This window comes from Bacillus sp. SIMBA_005 (genome assembly GCF_046535585.1).
GTDB lineage: Bacteria > Bacillota > Bacilli > Bacillales > Bacillaceae > Bacillus > Bacillus pumilus.
The window spans coordinates 1-325 of the sequence record NZ_JAWRWI010000155.1; the positions used below are offsets into that span (position 1 = coordinate 1).

General features: G+C 49.5%; 1 protein-coding gene. It reads right to left on the reverse strand.

All coding sequences use genetic code 11. The features are described from left to right. On the reverse strand, nucleotides 1-325 hold a 325-nt coding region (locus tag SB660_RS19545), incomplete at both ends, for a DEAD/DEAH box helicase (protein WP_410583907.1).

The following is a 325-nucleotide window of genomic DNA, read 5'->3' on the forward strand; positions in this document are numbered from 1 at the left end:
GCATGTCGTGTTTCACCCAATACGTTTCGATTTGTTTTCGCCCCGCGGGCATTTCATCTATCACGGAAACATCCATTTCTCCGAAGACGGTAATGGCCAACGTTCTCGGTATCGGGGTGGCTGTCATAAACAGCACATCCGGATCCTGACCTTTATTCTTGAGTTTTTTGCGCTGTTCGACCCCGAACCGGTGCTGCTCGTCCGTAATAACAAGACTCAGCGCTTTGAATTCCACTTCATCCTGGATTAAAGCATGGGTCCCTACTAAAATATCAATCTCTCCGAGAGCAAGCCGCTCCAAAAGCTCCCTGCGCCGCTTTCCTTT